The sequence below is a fragment of the Cupriavidus taiwanensis LMG 19424 genome, assembly GCF_000069785.1.
GTDB lineage: Bacteria > Pseudomonadota > Gammaproteobacteria > Burkholderiales > Burkholderiaceae > Cupriavidus > Cupriavidus taiwanensis.
In genome coordinates this window covers 1,737,190-1,753,629 of sequence record NC_010530.1, presented here as the reverse complement: position 1 = coordinate 1,753,629, position 16,440 = coordinate 1,737,190, and the positions used below count along the sequence as shown (strand labels likewise).

Sequence of the window (16,440 nt, the reverse complement as noted above, 5' to 3'; positions counted from 1 at the left end):
TTACTTCCTTGATCGTCATGCCTTGCCGGCGCTTTTGTCAGGCGAGAAACAATTATTGAGGAATCCAACATGGAAACCGGTACCGTCAAGTGGTTCAACGATTCGAAGGGTTTTGGCTTCATTACGCCTGATGCAGGCGGCAACGACCTGTTCGCGCACTTCTCCGAAATCCAGGGCAGCGGCTTCAAGTCGCTGGCGGAAGGCCAGAAGGTGCGTTACGTTGCCGGCGTCGGCCAGAAGGGCCCGGCCGCAACCAAGATCGAACCGATCTGAGTCGCACCGAACCCAGTTGAGCTGAGCGCCCCGGCGCCAGTTCGATGAAAAAAGAGCTCCGCTATCGCGGAGCTTTTTTATTTTGGCCGGCACGATGCCCGCCAATGGCGAAATAAAGCCACTGCGCAGCGTGCAACAGGCGTAGAGTGGGGGCAAGACCACGATTGCGCCGGAGGCTGCCATGGATATCTATCCCGCTGCGACATACAAGGGGTATGACCTCTATCCCCTGGTGTACAAGCACGCCATCACGCGCGCGTGGCCCGAGCCTCGGCCCGACCGCTCTTTCGATGCCGCGGTGGTGATCTGCCTCGAGGGTGAGTCGCCCGAAGGCGCGCAGGCGCGCACGTTCCGCCTGGAAGCCACGCCGTGGGACAACGTCGGCGGCGCACGCCGCGGCGTGCTGCGCTATGCCGAGGCCATCATCAACGGCGCGGTGCCGGGGCTTTCGATGGCATCGCCTGGCGTGCCGGCGTCCTGAGCGAAACAGGGCGCGCCGGTCCGGAATTTCTTCCCATCAACGCGGTGCGATGCCGCATGGAGCCGTCGTGAGCGACAGCAGCCCCAGCCGAAGTCCCGGCAACAATGTTCCCGGCAGCACGCCCTTTGCCAGCTACAAGGGCTTTGACCTCTACCCCCTGGTTTACCGCCACCAGCCCCAGCAGGCCTGGCCGCGCACCAAGCCCGACAACAGTTTCCTGGCTTCGATCGTGATCTGCCGCGAAGGCTATCGGCCCGGCGAGGACCATGCGCGCGTGTTTCGCGTCGGGCAGTCGCGCTGGGAGAACATCGGCACGGCGCGCCGCGGCGCGCTGCAGTTCGGCGAAGACATCATCGACGGGCTGGTTGCCGGCGAAACCGTGGCGTCGCTCTAGGCGCCGGTATTTGCAGGGTGCCGATCCGTCCGGCGCGTTGCGCAACCGGAGGCGGCGGTGTTATCCGCAGACTGCAAGGAGTCCGTTCATGGACATGCGTACGGGATCATCCGGTTTTTTATGCACGTTGCCCGGCGAGGGCAAAGGCATCACCTATCACGTGGCGATCTGCTTTATCGATGCGGAGCGTCCCACAGGGGTGCTGTTCACCAGCTTCGTGGGCGTGGGGCGGCGTTCGTTCGGCGTGCTGACCGATCCTGCCGCCTTGCGGGGCGAGCTTGCCACCAGCGGCGAGGCCTTGTGCCGCCTGGCCATCGGCCAGGTGGTGCGTGACCAGTTGCACGACAAGTCGCGCGAGGGCGACTACCTGCTGGACCTGGCCGCCGCCCCCTGGGATGGCGAGTTGCGTTCGGTCGGCGCCGGGCTCAGGACGGCCCGGCCGCATGTGCGCGTGCTTGGCTGACGCGCCGGCGCGTCAGGGATAACGCCGGCGTCGTGCGCGGGCACGCCGGCGCTTTGCGCGCCAGTATCAGATGTGGAACACCGGGTCGCCGTGGCGCTCCAGCAGCGCTTCGATCAGCGCCATGTCGGTGATTTCCGGGGTGCGGTCTTCCACCGCGCGCGACGGCCCGCAATAGGTGGCGGTGACGTGGCGCCTGACCGTCAGCACGCCCGCTGCCGGCGGCGCGACTTCCACGGCCTGCCACGGCGCGTGCCGGTAGCTGCCCGGTTGCCAGCCTTCCGGCGTCAGATGCAGGGCTTCCCATTCTTCGATGACGGACATGATCGGTTCTCCTTGATTGAGGGATAGGGCGTTGAGGAAACGGCACGCACCGCTGCGGCGCATGCCATGGCGCGGGCACGTCAGGCTTACGACTTGTGCCGGTAGTTGATGCGTCCCTTGGTCAGGTCATAGGGCGACATCTCCAGCGTGACGCGATCGCCCGCCAGCACGCGGATGCGGTTCTTCTTCAACCGCCCGGACGAATACGCCCAGACTTCGAAGCCGTTTTCCAGGATCACGCGAAAGCGGTTGTCGGGCAGCACTTCCGACACCTTGCCGCCAAATTCGACCAGTTCTTCTTTTGCCAAGGAGGCTCCTTGCTTGTAGCCGCGCGGCTTGCGCGCGTGCTGTGGTGGCGGCCAGCCGGTGACGGCGGACCGAGGGGATGGGGCTTGCCGCGGCTTACTGCTGGCGCAGCCGTGCTGCGGCATGTTCGCCCGCGCGGCGGGCCGCCTGACGGGCACGCGCTTCCGAGCGGTGGGTGTCGTGGCGCATGGCCACGTTGGCGACGATGCGTTCGGCGCCATTGCGGTATTCCGCAATCATGTAGGTCGCGAACCAGAGGCCGGGTTCCTGCTCGATCGGGTAGACGGAAACGGTATAGGGGCTGTGCTGGATAGGGGTGACTCGATTCAATGTGTTACCTGTTCATGGGCGCGGCCGTGGGCGGCGCGGGGCATCGGCAAGCCGATGCGGCGCGGGGCCCGATGGCGGCGTCAGCCGTTGCGATAGGCCAGGCTCTGGCCCGTGCGGCAGCACGGGCGTTGCATCTGGCGTGAAGGGGACCATGCCTGCGCAAGCCGGTGCGCCGCCGTACCGGGCTGCCGTTGGCAGCGGTACGGGCGATGGTTGCGGAGCGGACCAGCCGCCGGTCGGAAAAGGGTGATGGGCCTTCTGGCCCGAAGACGCAGGTGTCGGGTATCGGCCCGGGTTTGCGCCCGATATGCCGCTGCTGGAGTGCTTGCAGTGCGTGCGCCGCGGCAGATGTGCAGCAGTATGGCGTTGCCGGCCTGGTCTGCACATGGGATGCCGGATGATACCACTTCCAGGCCAACCCTGCCCGGGTGACGGCCGCTGCCCGTGGCGCCGGTGCGCTGCCGGCGATCAGGATTCGTCGATCCGGGCGAAGCGCTGCGTCAGGAAATCGATCAGCTCGCGCACCGACGGCAGCAGCCCGCGCCGCGACGGAAACACGGCGTGGATCACGCCGCCCTTGACCGACCATTCCGGCAATACCTTCACCAGGCGGCCATCGCGCAGCTCGTCGGTCATCATCATCACCGGCAGCTGCACGACGCCGGCGCCGGCCACCGCCGCGGCGCGCAGCATGATCATGTCGTCGGTGACCAGCCGGGGCTTGTGGTGCAGGTCGGCGCTGGCGCCGCCAGGGCCGGACAGCGACCACGTGTGCGAAGGGCGGGGCGGGCCCAGGTCCAGCGTAGGGAGGCGGTTCAGGTCCGCCGGCGTCAGCAGCGGCCCGTGGTGGGCCAGCAACGCGGGGCTCGCGACAAAGCACCAGGCGCGCTGGGCCAGCACCCGCATCACCAGGTCGCTGTCTTCCAGCGGCGGCACCCGCACGCGCACGGCCAGGTCGATACCCTCGGCCACCACGTCGACACGCCGGTTGGTTGCCTCCAGATGCACGATGACCTTGGGGTTGGCCGCCATGAAGTCGGCGACCATCTCGCCCACGCGCGCATGCAGCAGCGCCACCGGGCAGGTCATGCGCACCAGGCCGCTGGGCTCGGCGCGGCTTTGCTCGATCGCGCTCTCGGCGGCCTCGGCCTCGACCAGCATGGCCTTGCAGTGGGCGTAATAGGTCTGCCCCAGTTCGGTCACCGAAAAGCGCCGTGTCGAGCGCTGGATCAGGCGCACGCCCAGGCGCTCTTCCAGCAGCGCCACGCGCCGGCTGAGCTTGGACTTGGGGATGCCCAGGACACGCCCTGCCGGGGCAAAGCCCTGGTGGTCGACCACCTGCGCGAAGTAGTACAGGTCATTGAGGTCCGGATGCAAAAGCCGCTCCTGTCGTCCTGCCAGTAGGACGCTGAGGGCAGATTTTCCGGCCTACCGGGCGGATTTGCCAAGTCCTATGCTTTCGCAACACCGTCGGTTCCGGATGGTCCGGTCCGCCGGTTTTGCCCACCGCATAGGAGAATGCCCCATGACCACACCCGCCAATTTCAACGGAAAGCGTCCGGCCATCGATCCCGCCGATACGGCAATGCTGCTGATCGACCACCAGAGTGGCCTGTTCCAGACCGTGGGCGATATGCCGATGCCCGAGCTGCGCCTGCGCGCCGCCGCGCTGGCCAGGATGGCGACGCTGAGCAAGCTGCCGGTGATCACCACCGCTTCGGTGCCGCAGGGCCCCAACGGCCCGCTGATCCCCGAGATCCATGAAAACGCCCCGCATGCCAAATACGTCGCACGCAAGGGCGAGATCAACGCCTGGGACAACCCGGACTTCGTCGCCGCCGTGCGCGAGACCGGCAAAAAGACCCTGATCATCGCCGGCACCATCACCAGCGTGTGCATGGCGTTCCCGTCGATCAGCGCGGTGGCGGACGGCTACAAGGTCTTCGCGGTGGTCGACGCCTCCGGCACCTATTCCAAGATGGCGCAGGAAATCACGCTGGCGCGCATCGTCCAGGCCGGCGTGGTGCCGATGGACACCGCCGCAGTGGCGTCGGAGCTGCAGCAGACCTGGAACCGCGCGGACGCGCAGCAATGGGCCGAGGTCTACACCAAGATCTTCCCGGCCTACCAGTTGCTGATCGAAAGCTACATGAAGGCGCAGGAAGTCGAGAAGAAGCACGAGGTACTGGACTCCCAGCGCTGACGTCCTAACCTGTAGGCACTGCTTCTCAACGCGGGCGCGGCCAGGGATCCCGGCCGCGCCCGCAATTTCTCCACAGGAGCGCGCCATGAGTAAGCCCTACAAACGCCTGGACAAGACCCAGGCAGCCGTGCTGATGGTCGACCACCAGGCCGGCCTGCTGTCGCTGGTGCGGGACATCGAGCCCGACAAGTTCAAGAACAACGTGTTGGCGCTGGCCGACCTGGCCAAGTACTTCAAGCTGCCGACGGTGCTGACGACCAGCTTCGAGGATGGCCCCAACGGGCCGATGGTGCCTGAACTGAAGGCCATGTTCCCGGATGCGCCGTTCATTCCCCGCCCCGGCCAGATCAACGCCTGGGACAACGAAGACTTCGTCGCGGCGGTGCGCGCCACCGGCAAGAAGCAGCTGCTGATCGCCGGCGTGGTCACGGAGGTATGCGTGGCGTTCCCGGCGCTGTCGGCGATCGAAGAAGGCTTTGACGTGTTCGTCGTGACCGATGCCTCGGGCACCTTCAATGAAATCACGCGCGATTCGGCCTGGCACCGGATGTCGGAAGCCGGCGCGCAACTGATGACATGGTTCGGCGTGGCGTGCGAGTTGCACCGCGACTGGCGCAATGACATCGAAGGCCTGGGCACGCTGTTCTCGAACCACATTCCGGACTACCGGAACCTGATCACGGCCTATACCACGGTGAAGGGCGGGAAGTAGGAACACCCCTGGGCAAGCCGCTGGTTAGCTCCCCTCTCCCGCCCGGCGGGAGAGGGGGCAAACAATGGGCATGCGGGAGGACTCAAGTCACAAGCCATTTCCCTCAGGCTTCCCGCACCGCTGCCCGCACCGGCGCAGCGACTTCCGCCTGCGCCGAGGCCGAGCGCCTGTGGTTGATCATCGATACCGCCCCGGCCGCGATCACCGCGGGGATCGCCATCGCCATGAAATTCTGCTGCAGCGGCAGCGACATCCCGACCAGCACGCCGATCACGATCGGCGCCAGGATGGCACCGCTGCGGCCCACGCCCGAAGCCCAGCCGATGCCGGTGCCGCGCACCGCCATCGGATAGAACTGGCCCGCGTAGGCATAGGTGACGATCTGCGTGCCGATGGTGGATGCGCCCGCCAGGCCCACCACCACGAACAGCGCGGCGCTGGGCATCGGATAGCCCAGCAGCGTGATCGACACCGCTGCCAGCGCATACATGCCGATCAGCACGTGCTTGATGGGCAGGCGGTCGGCCAGCCAGCCGCCGCCGATCGCGCCCAGCATCGCGCCGAAGTTCAGCACCAGCACGAAGGTCAGTGCCGAACCCAGGCTGTAGCCAGCGCCTGCCATCAGCTTGGCCAGCCACGAGCTGAGCGCGTACACCATGAACAGGCACATGAAGAACGCCACCCAGAACATCACCGTGCTGACGCCGCGGCCGTCCTGGAACAGGCGGCGGATCGGGGCGCTGCCGGCCGCGCCCTCATCGGCGGGCAGGACAAAGACATCGCCGGCCTGCGGCCGGTGCGACGGCGCGAGCCGCGACACCACTGCCTGCAGCGTCGCGGTCTGGCCGGTGCGGATCAGGTAGGGCATCGATTCCGGCAGCGCGCGCAGCACCAGCGGGATCAGCACCACCGGCAGGCCGGCGGCGAGGAACACCGACTGCCAGCCGTAGCTTTCGATCAGCCCCTTGCCGAGCAGCGCGGCCAGCATGCCGCCGACCGAATAGCCGCTGAACATCAGCGTCACCAGCGTGCCGCGCAGCTTGCGCGGCGAGTACTCGGTCATCTGCGCCACCACGTTGGGCATCACGCCGCCGATGCCCAGCCCCGCGAGGAAGCGCGTGACGCTGAAGCTGACAGGGTCGCTGGTCAGGCCCGCCGCCGCGGTGAACACGCTGAACAGCGCGATGCAGATGGCGATGGCGCGCCGGCGGCCGATGCGGTCGGCCACGGTGCCGAGAAAGATCGCGCCGAACATCATGCCGAACAGCGCCGAGCTGACCATGAAGCCGGCGCTGGTGGCAGTCACGCCCATTTCCTTCATGATCGACGGCAGGGCAATGCCCGCCACCGCCAGGTCATAGCCGTCGAAGATGATGATCAGCGCGCACCAGAACAGGATGAGCGCGTGGAAGCGGTTGAAGCGGGCCGTGTCGGCCAGCTGGTGGACATCGATCTGACGCATGGTTTGTCTCCGGACAGGGTTGGGGTGCGGCGGCGGGCGGCGTTGCCGCTCACGCCACCGCGGCGGCACGCTCTGCGGCGGCCTGCAGTTCTCGTTCGCGCAGCATGAAGCGCTGGATCTTGCCGGTGGCGGTCTTGGGCAGCGCATCCACGAAGGCAATGGCGCGCGGGTATTTGTAGGCCGCCAGCCGTTCCTTGACGAAGGCCTTCAGTTCGTCCTCGGCCAGCTGCGCGCCGGCCTTCAGCACCACGAAGGCCTTGGTCTTGACCAGCCCGTCGTGGTCGGGCACGCCGATCACCGCCGCCTCCAGTACCGCGGGATGCTGCACCAGGGTGGCCTCGACCTCGAACGGCGACACGTAGATGCCGCTGACCTTGAGCATGTCGTCGCTGCGTCCGGCGTAGCTGTAGGTGCCGTCGGGGTTGCGCACGTATTTGTCGCCGCTCTTGGTCCAGCCGCCGCGGAAGGTCTCGCGCGACTTCTCGCGGTTGGCCCAGTACATCATCGCCGCGCTGGGGCCCTGGATATACAGGTCGCCGATCTCGCCGTCGGGCACCGGGCGGCCGTCTTCGTCGCGCAGCTCGATGGTGTAGCCCGGCACCGGCCAGCCGGTGGTGCCGTAGCGCACCTGGCCGGGGCGGTTCGACAGGAAGATGTGCAGCATTTCGGTGGAACCGATGCCGTCGATGATCTCGCAGCCGAAGTGCGCGGTGAAACGCTCGCCGAGGTCCGCCGGCAGCGCTTCGCCGGCCGACGAGCACAAGCGCAGCGCTACCTCGGCGCGGCCCGGCAGCGCCGGGGAGGCGAGCAGGCCGGCGTATCCGGTCGGCGCGCCGAAGAACACCGTCGGCTGGTGCTGCAGCCAGCGCCGGACGGTGGCTTCGGGCGTGGGCCGCTCGGCCATCAGCACCACGGTGGCGCCGACGCTGAGCGGAAAGCTCAGGCCGTTGCCCAGGCCGTAGGCGAAATACAGCTTGGCCGCGGAGAAGCACACGTCCTGTTCGCGCAGGCCGAGCACCGGCCCGGCATAGAGCGCCGCGGTCCAGTACGGGTTGCCGTGGCTGTGCACCACGCCCTTGGGCTGGCCGGTCGAGCCGGACGAGTAGAGCCAGAAGCCGGGATCGTCGCAACCGGTGGCGGCGGGCGACTGCAGCGGCGCCTGCGCGGCAAGCGCCGCGTCCAGCGGGGCCGTGCCCTCGGGCAGCGGTGCCTGTGCGCGCGACACCAGCACCTGCCGTACCTCATGGCCCGGCCGTGCCAGCGCATCCTGCAACACCGGCAGCAGCGCCGCCGACACCAGCACCGCCTGCGCGCGGCTGTGCTGCAGCATGTAGGCGTAGTCGTCGGCGGTGAGCAGGGTGTTGACGGCCACGGGCACGATGCCGGCGTACATCGCGCCGAGGAAGCAGACCGGCCAGTCGGTGCAGTCGTGCATCAGCAGCAGCACGCGCTCTTCGCGGCGGATGCCGGCGGCGAGCAGCGCCGCGGCCAGGCGCCGCACCTGCAGCCCGAGTTCGCCATAGGTGAGCTGGCCGTCGTCGTCCAGATAGGCCACCTTGCCGGGACGGCCGGCATTGCAGGCGAGCAGGTGTGCGGCAAAGTTGAAAGTCTCGCCGGGTGGCGGGACCGGTGGCGCTGCGGGCGTGGCGTTCATGGGTTGTCTCCCCGTTACTGGTGTACGGTGTGCCGCGCGGCGCCATGCGGATGTGGCGGCGCGGGAATGCGGTGGGCCGGATCTCTCAGGCCAGGGTGCCGAGCACCGCGGTGCTGGCCTGGATGGCGCAGCGGCGGTGATAGAAGTGCAGGGCGCGCAGGCCGCCCAGCTCTTCGCCGCCGCCCGCGCGGCCCGGACCGCCGTGCAGCGATTGCGGCATGACGTTGCCGTGGCCGGTATGCAGCTGCGCCACGTCGGGCGAAATCACATGGACGCGGCCGTGGCTGTCCGCCAGTTCGAGCGCGGCGGCGCCGAGCGCGGCCGCGTCGCTGCCATAGAGCGAGGCCACCAGCGACCCCTGGCCACGGCGCACCAGGGCCAGGGCGTGGGCCGTATCCCGATAGGGCAGCAGCGTGGCGACCGGGCCGAATACTTCGGTATCGTGCACCGTGCCGGCCGCGTCCGCATCGGTCACCCCCAGCAGCGTCGGGCCGATGCAGCAGGCCACCGCCGGGTCGGCATCGACCAGGGGCTGGCGGGAACCGTCATGCAGCACCTGTGCGTGACGGCGCAGCCCGTCCAGGCCCGCCTGCACCGCGTCGAACTGCGCGCGGCTGACCAGCGCGCCCATGCGCACCGTGTCATGGCGCGGATTGCCCACCGTCACTTTCGACAGCCGTGCGCCGATGGCCTCGGTAGCCCGGGCATACAGGGCCTCGGGCACGAACACGCGCCGGATCGCGGTGCATTTCTGGCCGGACTTGACCGTCATCTCGCGCACGACTTCCTTCGCCAGCAAATCGAAGGCGGCGCTGTCGGCGCCGTCCTGCGGCAGCAGCACGGCGGCATTGATGCTGTCCGCTTCAATATTCACGCGCACCGAGCGCCGCGCGATGGCCGGATGCGAACGGATCACTGCCGCGGTGTCGGCCGAACCGGTGAACGACACCACGTCGAACGGCTGCAGTGCGTCCAGCATCCCCGCGGCGCTGCCGCACACCACCGACAGCGCGCCCGCCGGCAGTATCCCGGCCTCGACCACGTCGCGCACCATGCGCTGGGTCAGCCAGGCCGTGGCGGTCGCGGGTTTGACGATCACGGGCACGCCCGCCAGCAGTGCCGGCGCGGCTTTCTCCCACAGGCCCCAGGCCGGGAAGTTGAAGGCATTGATAAACAGCGCCACGCCGCGCGTGGGCACCAGCACGTGCTGCGACTGGAACAGCGGGTCCTTGCCCAGCCTGGCAGCTTCGCCGTCCGGCAAGTGATGCCGGTCGCCGAGGGTATCGCCGAGCCGGGCGTAAGTGCCCAGCGTGAAGATGCCGCCATCGATGTCGACCGCCGAGTCGTTGCGCACCGTGCCGCTGTTGGCGGTGGCGATGTCGTAATAGGCATCGCGATTGGCCTGCAGCACCTTGACCACCTCGCCCAGCAGCGCGGCGCGTTGCCGGTAGGTCAGCGCGCGCAGCGCGGCGCCGCCTTGCTCGCGGGCGAAGGCGAAGCCGGCCGCAAGGTCCAGGCCGGTGGCGTCGACGCGCACCAGTTCATTGCCGAGCACCGGGTCGAACAGTGCGGTGCCGGCGCCGCTGCCGCGTTGCCAGGTGCCGCCAAGGTAATTGGAAAGGAGTTCAGTCATGGGGAGATCTCAGCGCGTGAAGTCGATACGGCCTTGCGGCAGCAGGTACAGCACCAGCGCACGGCCGCTGCTGACGGTGGGGCGATGGGCGCTGCCCGGCGGGCACACCAGCCAGCCGGCGGGGCGGCCGTCGAACCGTGCCTCGCTGTCGAGCGGCATGATCAGGTCGATTTCGCCGAGGGGATGGGTGTGGTGCGGGCCGGCCACGTCCTGCATGTCGACCACGTCGACCGAAAAGCCGTGCAGGTCGCCGGCGGGCTTGAAGATGCGGCCATAGCGGATGCCGCCGCCCTCGCGGTCGCATAGCCAGCCTGCGGCCACGCCGGCCTGGCATGACGCCGTCAACTGCTGGTAGAGGGGGCTGCCGGCGCCATGCCGGTCGTTCAGCCAGGCATCGAGCGCCGCATCGAGCGGGCGGCCGGCCAGTTGCGCGGTGAGGCTGGCAATCTGGCTGCGGAATTCAGTGGGGGACATAGGAAAGGGGCTCCGTCTGATTCGCCAGTTGCCTTCACTGGCCTCATGCATTATTGTGCATGTATGAAAAATAGAGCCGCAGGCAAACCATGTCAAGCACTATATTGCATGATGCTGGGTTAACCCGGGATACAGAACTGCACCATGGTTCGGATGGCGGGGCCGCCAACGGAGCGCAGAAGAATCCCTTCCTGGTCTCGCTAGGCGAGCGCGTGCGCCAGCAGCGTGCCTGCCGCGGCCTGACCCGCAAGGCCGCCGCGCAGGCGGCCGGGGTTTCCGAACGTCACCTCGCCAACCTGGAATACGGCAGCGGCAACGCCTCCATCCTCGTGCTGCAGCACGTCGCCGAGGCCCTGCAGTGCTCGCTGGCCGGGCTGCTGGGCGACGTCACCACGTCATCGCCGGAATGGATCCTGTTGCGCGAACTGCTGGAGCACCGCGACGAAGCCACGCTGCGGCGCGTGCGGATCGCCGTGGGCCAGATGCTGGGCACCGGTGGCGAAAATGCAGCCCAGGCGGCGCGCAGCCCGCGCGTGGCGCTGATCGGGCTGCGCGGCGCCGGCAAGACCACGCTGGGCGGCATGCTGGCCGAGGACCTGGATTTTCCGTTCGTGGAACTGAGCCGCGAGATCGAGAAATTCGCCGGCTGCAGCATTTCCGAGATCCAGGGCCTGTATGGCATGAACGCCTATCGCCGCTACGAGCGGCGGGCGCTGGAGGAGGCCATCCAGATCTATCCCGAGGCCGTGATCGCCACGCCGGGCGGCCTGGTGTCGGACCCGGCCACCTTCAACCTGCTGCTGGCCCACTGCACCACGGTGTGGCTGCAGGCCGAGCCCGAAGACCATATGGAGCGGGTGCGGGCGCAGGGCGATTTCCGCCCGATGGCTGCCAGCAGGGAGGCCATGGAAGACCTGCGCCAGATCCTGGCCGGCCGCGCCGCCTTTTATTCCAAGGCGGAGTTCGCGCTGGACACCAGCGCGCAGCCGCTTGACGCCACCTTTGCCGCCCTGCGTGGGCTGGTGCGGCAGGCGTTGCGCATGCCGTTGTGACGTGTCCTGCGCCATAGCATGGCGCGAAGGGCATTGCCAGTCACGCCTCATTGAATCTGCACAATAATGCTTGCTGAAGCCTGACGTAATGAACTATAGTTCGTTAAACCAGATTCCAGTCAATGCACGATAGTGCAGTTTCGCAGAGGAGACCCGCCGTGACCACCGCCCCCCGCGTCGACTACCAGACCGATCCTTCCCAATACAAGCATCTGAAGCTGGCATTCGACGGTCCCGTCGCCACGCTGGCGGTGGACATCGACGAGAACGCCGGACTGCGTCCGGGCTACAAGCTCAAGCTCAACAGCTATGACCTCGGCGTCGACATCGAGCTGAACGACGCGCTCAACCGTGTCCGCTTCGAGCATCCGGAAGTCCGCACCGTGGTCATCACCAGCGGCAAGGACAAGGTGTTCTGCTCGGGCGCCAACATCTTCATGCTTGGCGTCAGCAGCCATGCGTGGAAGGTCAACTTCTGCAAGTTCACCAACGAAACCCGCAACGGTATCGAGGATTCCTCGGCGCATAGCGGCCTGAAGTTCCTGGCCGCGGTGAACGGCGCCTGCGCCGGCGGCGGCTATGAACTGGCGCTGGCCTGCGACGAGATCCTGCTGGTGGACGACCGCTCGTCAGCGGTGAGCCTGCCGGAAGTGCCGCTGCTCGGCGTGCTGCCGGGCACCGGCGGCCTGACCCGCGTGACCGACAAGCGCCATGTGCGCCACGACCTGGCCGATATCTTCTGCACCACCACCGAGGGCGTGCGCGGACAGCGCGCCAAGGACTGGCGCCTGGTCGACGATATCGCCAAGCCGGCGGTGTTCGCGCAGAAGGTGCAGGAGCGCGCGCTGGCGCTGGCCGCGCAGAGCGACCGCCCGGCCGATGCACAGGGCGTGGCGCTCATGCCGCTGGAGCGCACCATTGAAGCCGATGCGCTGCGCTACACGCATGTGACCGTCGAGATCGACCGCGCCGGCCGCACCGCCACCTTCACGGTGAAGGCGCCGACGGGCCCGCAGCCGCAGAACATCGAGGACATCGTGCAAGCCGGCGCCGCCTGGTACCCGCTGCAACTGGCGCGCGAGCTGGAAGACGCGATCCTGTCGATGCGCACCAACGAGCTGGACATCGGCACCTGGCTGATCAAGACCAGCGGCGACGCCGCCGCGGTGCTGGCCAACGATGCCACGCTGCTGGCGCACAAGGACCACTGGTTCGTGCGCGAGACCATCGGCCTGCTGCGCCGCACGCTGAGCCGCCTGGACGTGTCGTCGCGCAGCCTGTTCGCGCTGATCGAGCCGGATTCGTGCTTTGCCGGCACATTCCTGGAACTGGCGCTGGCCTGCGACCGCAGCTACCACCTGGCGCTGCCCGACGACGAGGCGCGCGCGCCGAAGATTACCGTGGCCGACGTCAACTTCGGTCTGTACCCCATGGCTACCGGCCAGAGCCGCCTGGGCCGCCGCTTCTACGACGAGCAGCCCGCGCTGGATGCCGTGCGCGCCAAAGCCGGCCAGCCGCTCGATGCCGATGCCGCGCATGCCCTCGGCCTGGTCACGGCTAATCCCGACGATATCGACTGGACCGACGAGGTGCGCATCGCGCTGGAAGAGCGCGTGGCGATGTCGCCCGATGCGCTCACCGGCATGGAAGCCAACCTGCGCTTCAACGGCCAGGAAAACATGTTCACCCGCATCTTCGGCCGCCTGACCGCGTGGCAGAACTGGATCTTCCAGCGCCCCAACGCGGTCGGCGAAAAGGGGGCGCTCAAGGTCTACGGCAAGGGCGACAAGGCCGCCTTCGACTGGAACCGCGTCTGATTCCGCACCGATCCCGCACCGATCCGCACCGCACGACAACCGCATCGTCCCCAGGAGACCACCATGTCCGGCATCAACTACAGCGACAAGATCCCCAACAACGTCAACCTGAGCGAGGACCGCACCCTGCAGCGCGCGCTCGAGCAGTGGCAGCCCAACTACCTGAGCTGGTGGAACGACATGGGCCCGGAAGGCTCGCACAGCCATGACATCTACCTGCGCACCGCGATCAGCGTCGATCCCCAGGGCTGGGCCCACTTCGGCCACGTCAAGATGCCGGACTACCGCTGGGGCATCTTCCTGAACCCGGCCGAGGCCGACCGCAAGATCCACTTCGGCGACCACAAGGGCGAGGCCGCGTGGCAGGACGTGCCCGGCGAGTACCGCGCCAACCTGCGCCGCATCATCGTGACGCAGGGCGATACCGAGCCGGCGTCGGTCGAGCAGCAGCGCCACCTCGGCCTGACCGCGCCCAGCATGTACGACCTGCGCAACCTGTTCCAGGTCAACGTGGAAGAAGGCCGCCACCTGTGGGCCATGGTCTACCTGCTGCACAAGTACTTCGGCCGCGATGGCCGCGAAGAGGGCGAGGCGCTGCTGGAGCGCCGCAGCGGCCAGCAGGACAACCCGCGCATCCTGCAGGCATTCAACGAACAGACGCCCGACTGGCTGTCGTTCTTCATGTTCACCTACTTCACCGACCGCGACGGCAAGTTCCAGCTGTGCGCGCTGGCCGAGAGCGCCTTCGACCCGCTGGCACGGACCACAAAATTCATGCTGACCGAGGAAGCGCACCACATGTTCGTCGGCGAGAGCGGCGTGTCGCGCGTGATCCAGCGCACCTGCCAGGTGATGAACGAACTGAAGACCGACGATCCGGCCAGGCTGCGCGCCGCCGGCGTGATCGACCTGCCGACCATCCAGCGCTACCTGAACTTCCACTACAGCGTCACCATCGACCTGTTCGGCGCCGATGAGTCGAGCAATGCCGCCACCTTCTACAGCACCGGCCTGAAGGGCCGCTACGAAGAGGGCAAGCGCATGGACGACCATGTGCTCAAGGGCCAGACCTACCGCATCCTGCAGGCGCAGAACGGCCAGCTGACGGAGAAGGAGGTGCCGATGCTCAACGCCCTCAATGAAGTGCTGCGCGACGACTACATCAAGGACAGCATGGCCGGCGTCGAGCGCTGGAACAAGGTGATCGACAAGGCCGGCATCCCGTTCCGCCTGACGGTGCCGCACAAGGCCTTCCACCGCAATATCGGCGCGCTGGCCGGCGTCAAGGTATCACCCGACGGCCGCGTGGTCTCCGACGCCGAATGGCGCGATTTCCGCGACCAGTGGCTGCCCACCGAAGGCGACCGCGCCTTCGTCGCCAGCCTGATGGGTCGCGTGGTCGAGCCGGGCAAGTTCGCCAACTGGATCGCGCCGCCGGTGATGGGCATCAACCGCCAGCCGGTGGATTTCGAGTACGTGCGGTTTAACTGATCCACGGTGTCATCAACTGCTCCCTGTTTGCTCTGGAGACCGCCATGGACATGGCAGAAATTCAAGTCATCAAGCAGCACCTGATCGATCCCGAGATCTGCATCCGCTGCAACACCTGCGAAGCCACCTGCCCGGTGGGCGCGATCACCCATGACTCGCGCAACTATGTGGTCGATGCGGACAAGTGCAACCTGTGCATGGCCTGCATTTCCCCGTGTCCGACCGGCTCGATCGATAACTGGCGCGATATGCCGAAACTGCGCGCCTACAGTGTCGAGGAACAACTGACATGGGACGCACTGCCGGAGCCGTTGTCGCCCGAGCAGCTCGCCGACCTGGCCCCCGGTGCCGACATGCAGTCCGCAGTGCCGGAGATTCCTGCGGCATCGCCGCTGGCCGGCACCGTCGAGGAAGCCTTCAGCACCGCGCGTTACGGCGCCACCGTGCCGCCGTGGTCCGCCGCCCATGCCTACACCAACCTGTACGGCGCGAAGTCGGCGAGCAAGACCATCACCGCCACGGTGACCGGCAACGTGCGCGTGACCGAGGTCGGCCGCGAATACGACACGCACCACATCGTGCTGGATTTCGGCACCACGCCGTTCCCGGTGCTGGAAGGACAGTCGATCGGCATCGTGCCGCCAGGCACGGACGCCAGCGGCCGCCCGCACCACGCGCGCCAGTACTCCATCGCCAGTCCGCGCAACGGCGAGCGGCCCGGCTACAACAACCTGTCACTGACCATCAAGCGGGTGCTGCAGGACCACGACGGCAATCCCGTGCGCGGCATCGGCTCGAACTACATGTGCGACCTGAAGGTGGGCGACAAGGTGGAAGTGATCGGGCCGTTCGGCGCCAGCTTCCTGATGCCCAACCATCCGCGCTCGAATATCGTGATGATCTGCACGGGCACCGGCAGCGCGCCGATGCGCGCGATGACCGAATGGCGCCGCCGGCTGCGCAAGGCCGGCAAGTTCGACAGCGGCAAGCTGATGCTGTTCTTCGGCGCGCGCAGCAAGGAAGAGCTGCCGTATTTCGGGCCGCTGCAGAACCTGCCGAAGGATTTCATCGACATCAACCTGGCGTTCTCGCGCACGCCGGGGCAGCCCAGGCGGTATGTGCAGGACCTGATGCGCGAACGCGCGGCAGACCTCGCGGCGCTGCTGGCTTCACCCGACACGTACTTCTATGTCTGCGGGCTGAAGAGCATGGAGGAGGGCGTGGTGCTGGCCTTGCGCGACGTGGCGCAGCAGGCGGGGTTGCATTGGGAATCCCTGGCGGAAGGATTGAAGCGGGAAGGGCGGTTGCATCTGGAGACGTACTGAAGGCGAGGCGTCGCAGATAGCGCCATCGCCGCCCGCACAGGCTCCCCTC

The 16,440-nt window shown here is 67.4% G+C and carries 18 protein-coding genes; 10 read left to right on the top strand and 8 right to left on the bottom strand.

Annotated features, from left to right (window positions below; genetic code table 11):
* Positions 1-69 precede the first annotated feature (69 nt).
* From RALTA_RS23480 to RALTA_RS23465, 4 genes are all read left to right on the top strand, one after another.
* Positions 70-273 carry a cold-shock protein gene (locus RALTA_RS23480; protein WP_012356438.1) on the top strand — a complete coding sequence of 68 codons (204 nt, stop codon included), beginning with the start codon at positions 70-72 and terminating at the stop codon, positions 271-273.
* 181 nt (positions 274-454) lie between these two features.
* A complete protein-coding gene (locus RALTA_RS23475; RefSeq protein ID WP_012356437.1) occupies positions 455-754 on the top strand; it encodes a hypothetical protein in 300 nt (99 codons plus the stop codon).
* Between the two features lie 67 nt (positions 755-821).
* Positions 822-1,148 carry a hypothetical protein gene (locus tag RALTA_RS23470; protein ID WP_012356436.1) on the top strand — a complete coding sequence of 109 codons (327 nt, stop codon included), beginning with the start codon at positions 822-824 and terminating at the stop codon, positions 1,146-1,148.
* A gap of 88 nt (positions 1,149-1,236) precedes the next feature.
* A complete protein-coding gene (locus RALTA_RS23465) occupies positions 1,237-1,611 on the top strand; it encodes a hypothetical protein (RefSeq protein WP_012356435.1) in 375 nt (124 codons plus the stop codon).
* A gap of 66 nt (positions 1,612-1,677) precedes the next feature.
* On the opposite strand, the gene RALTA_RS23460 is transcribed toward RALTA_RS23465, so the two are convergent.
* The 4 genes from RALTA_RS23460 to RALTA_RS23445 all read right to left on the bottom strand — a co-directional run bounded on the left by RALTA_RS23460 (position 1,678) and on the right by RALTA_RS23445 (position 3,945).
* Positions 1,678-1,932, bottom strand: a complete 255-nt coding sequence (locus RALTA_RS23460) for a hypothetical protein (RefSeq protein ID WP_012356434.1) — start codon at positions 1,930-1,932, stop codon at positions 1,678-1,680.
* A gap of 86 nt (positions 1,933-2,018) precedes the next feature.
* Complete coding sequence (gene infA, locus RALTA_RS23455; protein WP_008646230.1) at positions 2,019-2,240, bottom strand: translation initiation factor IF-1; 222 nt, start codon at positions 2,238-2,240, stop codon at positions 2,019-2,021.
* A gap of 94 nt (positions 2,241-2,334) precedes the next feature.
* The gene (locus RALTA_RS23450) at positions 2,335-2,568 is read right to left on the bottom strand and encodes a hypothetical protein (protein ID WP_012356433.1); all 234 of its coding nucleotides are present in this window, start codon (positions 2,566-2,568) and stop codon (positions 2,335-2,337) included.
* 468 nt (positions 2,569-3,036) lie between these two features.
* On the bottom strand, positions 3,037-3,945 hold the full coding sequence (locus RALTA_RS23445; protein ID WP_012356432.1) for a LysR family transcriptional regulator: 909 nt from the start codon (positions 3,943-3,945) through the stop codon (positions 3,037-3,039).
* A gap of 148 nt (positions 3,946-4,093) precedes the next feature.
* On the opposite strand from RALTA_RS23445, the gene RALTA_RS23440 reads away from it, so the two are divergent.
* Both RALTA_RS23440 and ycaC read left to right on the top strand, forming a co-directional pair.
* Complete coding sequence (locus tag RALTA_RS23440; protein ID WP_012356431.1) at positions 4,094-4,771, top strand: isochorismatase family protein; 678 nt, start codon at positions 4,094-4,096, stop codon at positions 4,769-4,771.
* Positions 4,772-4,856: 85 nt separating this feature from the next.
* Positions 4,857-5,483 (top strand): isochorismate family cysteine hydrolase YcaC, encoded by a 627-nt coding sequence (gene ycaC / locus RALTA_RS23435; protein WP_012356430.1) that lies wholly within the window; start codon positions 4,857-4,859, stop codon positions 5,481-5,483.
* A 103-nt stretch (positions 5,484-5,586) separates the two neighbouring features.
* Here the strand turns inward: ycaC and RALTA_RS23430 are convergent, their stop codons facing one another.
* The 4 genes from RALTA_RS23430 to RALTA_RS23415 form a co-directional block, all read right to left on the bottom strand.
* Positions 5,587-6,945 (bottom strand): MFS transporter, encoded by a 1,359-nt coding sequence (locus RALTA_RS23430; protein WP_012356429.1) that lies wholly within the window; start codon positions 6,943-6,945, stop codon positions 5,587-5,589.
* 49 nt (positions 6,946-6,994) lie between these two features.
* Positions 6,995-8,599 (bottom strand): benzoate-CoA ligase family protein, encoded by a 1,605-nt coding sequence (locus RALTA_RS23425; protein WP_012356428.1) that lies wholly within the window; start codon positions 8,597-8,599, stop codon positions 6,995-6,997.
* An 85-nt stretch (positions 8,600-8,684) separates the two neighbouring features.
* Positions 8,685-10,232 carry a 3,4-dehydroadipyl-CoA semialdehyde dehydrogenase gene (locus tag RALTA_RS23420; RefSeq protein WP_012356427.1) on the bottom strand — a complete coding sequence of 516 codons (1,548 nt, stop codon included), beginning with the start codon at positions 10,230-10,232 and terminating at the stop codon, positions 8,685-8,687.
* A 9-nt stretch (positions 10,233-10,241) separates the two neighbouring features.
* Positions 10,242-10,706 (bottom strand): DUF4863 family protein, encoded by a 465-nt coding sequence (locus RALTA_RS23415; protein WP_012356426.1) that lies wholly within the window; start codon positions 10,704-10,706, stop codon positions 10,242-10,244.
* An 89-nt stretch (positions 10,707-10,795) separates the two neighbouring features.
* On the opposite strand from RALTA_RS23415, the gene RALTA_RS23410 reads away from it, so the two are divergent.
* The 4 genes from RALTA_RS23410 (at position 10,796) to boxA (ending at position 16,391) form a co-directional block, all read left to right on the top strand.
* The gene (locus tag RALTA_RS23410; protein ID WP_012356425.1) at positions 10,796-11,758 is read left to right on the top strand and encodes a helix-turn-helix transcriptional regulator; all 963 of its coding nucleotides are present in this window, start codon (positions 10,796-10,798) and stop codon (positions 11,756-11,758) included.
* A 158-nt stretch (positions 11,759-11,916) separates the two neighbouring features.
* The gene (gene boxC / locus RALTA_RS23405; protein WP_041232597.1) at positions 11,917-13,575 is read left to right on the top strand and encodes a 2,3-epoxybenzoyl-CoA dihydrolase; all 1,659 of its coding nucleotides are present in this window, start codon (positions 11,917-11,919) and stop codon (positions 13,573-13,575) included.
* A 63-nt stretch (positions 13,576-13,638) separates the two neighbouring features.
* Positions 13,639-15,066, top strand: coding sequence for a benzoyl-CoA 2,3-epoxidase subunit BoxB (gene boxB / locus RALTA_RS23400; protein WP_012356423.1), 1,428 nt, complete (start codon positions 13,639-13,641; stop codon positions 15,064-15,066).
* A gap of 44 nt (positions 15,067-15,110) precedes the next feature.
* Positions 15,111-16,391, top strand: a complete 1,281-nt coding sequence (boxA, locus tag RALTA_RS23395) for a benzoyl-CoA 2,3-epoxidase subunit BoxA (protein ID WP_012356422.1) — start codon at positions 15,111-15,113, stop codon at positions 16,389-16,391.
* Positions 16,392-16,440: the final 49 nt, after the last annotated feature.

What these genes read in the sequence shown, in the direction of transcription:
- boxB (WP_012356423.1), top strand. Translation starts at nt 13,639, where the DNA reads ATGTCCGGCATCAACTACAGCGACAAGATCCCCAACAACGTCAACCTG.
- RALTA_RS23430 (WP_012356429.1), bottom strand. Translation starts at nt 6,945, where the DNA reads ATGCGTCAGATCGATGTCCACCAGCTGGCCGACACGGCCCGCTTCAAC.
- RALTA_RS23410 (WP_012356425.1), top strand. Translation starts at nt 10,796, where the DNA reads ATGTCAAGCACTATATTGCATGATGCTGGGTTAACCCGGGATACAGAA.
- RALTA_RS23420 (WP_012356427.1), bottom strand. Translation starts at nt 10,232, where the DNA reads ATGACTGAACTCCTTTCCAATTACCTTGGCGGCACCTGGCAACGCGGC.
- RALTA_RS23475 (WP_012356437.1), top strand. Translation starts at nt 455, where the DNA reads ATGGATATCTATCCCGCTGCGACATACAAGGGGTATGACCTCTATCCC.
- boxA (WP_012356422.1), top strand. Translation starts at nt 15,111, where the DNA reads ATGGACATGGCAGAAATTCAAGTCATCAAGCAGCACCTGATCGATCCC.
- RALTA_RS23480 (WP_012356438.1), top strand. Translation starts at nt 70, where the DNA reads ATGGAAACCGGTACCGTCAAGTGGTTCAACGATTCGAAGGGTTTTGGC.
- RALTA_RS23425 (WP_012356428.1), bottom strand. Translation starts at nt 8,599, where the DNA reads ATGAACGCCACGCCCGCAGCGCCACCGGTCCCGCCACCCGGCGAGACT.
- RALTA_RS23415 (WP_012356426.1), bottom strand. Translation starts at nt 10,706, where the DNA reads ATGTCCCCCACTGAATTCCGCAGCCAGATTGCCAGCCTCACCGCGCAA.
- RALTA_RS23465 (WP_012356435.1), top strand. Translation starts at nt 1,237, where the DNA reads ATGGACATGCGTACGGGATCATCCGGTTTTTTATGCACGTTGCCCGGC.
- RALTA_RS23460 (WP_012356434.1), bottom strand. Translation starts at nt 1,932, where the DNA reads ATGTCCGTCATCGAAGAATGGGAAGCCCTGCATCTGACGCCGGAAGGC.
- RALTA_RS23440 (WP_012356431.1), top strand. Translation starts at nt 4,094, where the DNA reads ATGACCACACCCGCCAATTTCAACGGAAAGCGTCCGGCCATCGATCCC.
- ycaC (WP_012356430.1), top strand. Translation starts at nt 4,857, where the DNA reads ATGAGTAAGCCCTACAAACGCCTGGACAAGACCCAGGCAGCCGTGCTG.